The organism is Microbispora sp. NPDC046933, assembly GCF_040644635.1.
Taxonomy (GTDB): Bacteria; Actinomycetota; Actinomycetes; order Streptosporangiales; family Streptosporangiaceae; genus Microbispora.
On sequence record NZ_JBEYWW010000096.1, the window covers coordinates 1 to 2,580 of the forward strand.

A 2,580-nucleotide genomic window follows, 5' to 3' on the forward strand; every position below is an offset into this window, starting at 1 on the left:
TCGCCCATATGTGCACGCCTACAACAATTTGGCAACTGCAGTTGCCAAAACTTTCCGCAGGAATCGTCAGACAGACCTTACCTTTATGTTAATAAAGTCTAGTAAGTTATACTTTTTATTTTCTTGATAGTTATCAATTTTTATCTATAAGGGTAGCGCTATACTAGTATCATAAAGAAAATTAAAGGAAGTAGAAAATATGGCAAAAATAACACTGAACTTTCAAAAACGACTTCAACAACACAGTAATCACTTGGTTATCCTCTCAGCCATTCTCATTGTACTCGGATACCTTGGTAAATATGGTGTAAATCAAATATGGATTTGGAATTCGACAATGATTATTGCAAGTATTATCGGTTTTATACCTGTTGCAATTCATGCCTATCAAGCAATCAAAGTGAAACAAATTTCGATTGACCTGCTAGTTTCTATTGCAGTTATCGGTGCTTTGTTCATCGGTGAATATGAAGAATCAGCAATTGTCACTTTTCTCTTCGCTTTCGGTGGATTTTTGGAGAAAAAAACGCTTGAAAAAACGCGATCAAGTATCAAAGAACTCACGAATATGGCACCCAGCACAGCCCTATCTGCTGATGGCGAAGAAATGGACATTGATGAAGTTGAAATTGGCGACAAACTCTTAGTAAAAACCGGACGTCAAGTTCCTGTTGATGGTCGTATTTACCAAGGATCTGGCTATGTCAACGAAGCCAGTATCACAGGTGAATCACGTGAAATCAGAAAGGAAGCTGGTACCAAAGTTTTTGCAGGTTCTATCTTAGAAAACGGTACAATTTACGTAGAAGCAGAAAAAGTCGGCGAAGATACAACCTTTGGTAAAATTATTGAACTTGTCGAAGAAGCCCAAGATACCAAATCTCCTGCTGAGAAATTCATCGACCGCTTTGCTAAGTATTACACGCCAGCGGTACTTGTTATTGCAGCTATTACTTGGGTTTTTAGTCATAATCTAGAACTAGCCATCACGATTCTCGTACTTGGTTGCCCTGGTGCCCTCGTGATTGGTGCACCTGTTTCAAATGTTGCAGGAATCGGGAATGGTGCAAAAAGAGGCGTCCTTATCAAGGGAGGTGATGTTATGAATACCTTCAGTCACATTGATACGCTTCTGTTTGATAAGACGGGTACTCTGACGAAAGGCAATACAGAAGTTGTTGTTGTCAAAAATTATGGTGCTTCAAAAGAATTGATTGATGCAGTTGCTTCAGCAGAAAATGAATCTGATCACCCATTAGCAACGGCAGTTGTACGCATGATCGGAAAATTCAATCCTATCAAATTTGAAAAAACGGACGTTGTTAAAGGACAGGGAATCATCGCAGACAACCTATTGATTGGTAATGAAAAAATGATGGTGGTTAATCATATTACGATTTCTCCCGAGCAGAAACAGGACATCACAGAAATCACTGATTCAGGTGCATCAGTTGTTTTGGTCGCAGCTGATAACAGATTGCAACTAATTTATGGTATTGCGGACGAAATACGTTCTGGTGTCAAAGAATCCCTCGAAGAACTACGCCACGAAGGTATTTCTCGTATGATTATGCTGACTGGAGACAACGAGACAACAGCTAAAGCAGTCGCCGCCCAACTCGGCATCGATGAAGTACGTGCCAATCTCATGCCTGAAGAAAAAGCTGAAGTTGTCAAATCACTCAAAAACTCTGGTAAAAAAATTGCTTTTATCGGTGATGGTGTCAACGATTCTCCTAGTTTGGCACTTGCTAATATAGGTATCGCAATGGGTTCTGGTACTGATACTGCGATTGAAACGTCCGATATCGTGCTAATGAAGTCTAGTTTTGATGAACTTGTCCACGCATATGGTTTAAGTAAACGCACGGTTGCCAACATGACACAAAATATTGTGATTGCGATTGTAGTTGTGCTCTTTTTACTGGCTAGTCTAATCCTTGGAGGTACAGGCTTAGTACCTAGTTTCGTCAACATGGGAACAGGTATGTTCGTCCACGAAGCTAGTATCCTCATCGTCATTGTCAATGGCATGCGACTGATTAGGTATCGAGAGAAATAGAAGAATGGAAACAAACCAAAATTTACGCGGTTTGTTTTCTTTTTTTTTGAGAGGAATTAATTTTTTGGTATCAATAAATTTTATAATAACTTTATCAAAAATAATTTGATAAAATCATCGAGACATTTTCGATGGCTTCTAGAATCTTTACAATTAAAGTTTTCCTTGCTAATAGGGACGTTCAATACGAGATTGAATTTGAGGTCGTGAAGTAGACTATCGCAGGCAATGTAGCAAGTTAGGGATTTGAACTTATTTAAAAGCTTTGATAGCTATCTCAATATAACTTTTTTATAAAAATAGATAGTGAGTTCCAAATGACAATTATTTAAAAAAGGGAAACTCGCACATTTACTAGATAGGAGGATTATCAGGTAAGAAGGTATATGTCGTTTTCAGAGCACTTCAAACATTTTATGGATGAAGGACGCTTACAAAAAGTGACTAATGGATTTGATCTTTTAATTTTATACAGGCAAAATTAGGGAATAATTTAAACACCGTTCCGCGGACCGTCT

1 protein-coding gene is annotated in these 2,580 nt (G+C 38.3%); it reads left to right on the forward strand.

Features of this window, described 5'->3' with window-relative positions; translation table 11 throughout:
• Nucleotides 1-199: 199 nt before the first annotated feature.
• The gene (locus ABZ857_RS43995) at nt 200-2,062 is read left to right on the forward strand and encodes a heavy metal translocating P-type ATPase (RefSeq protein WP_058212530.1); all 1,863 of its coding nucleotides are present in this window, start codon (nt 200-202) and stop codon (nt 2,060-2,062) included.
• Nucleotides 2,063-2,580: the final 518 nt, after the last annotated feature.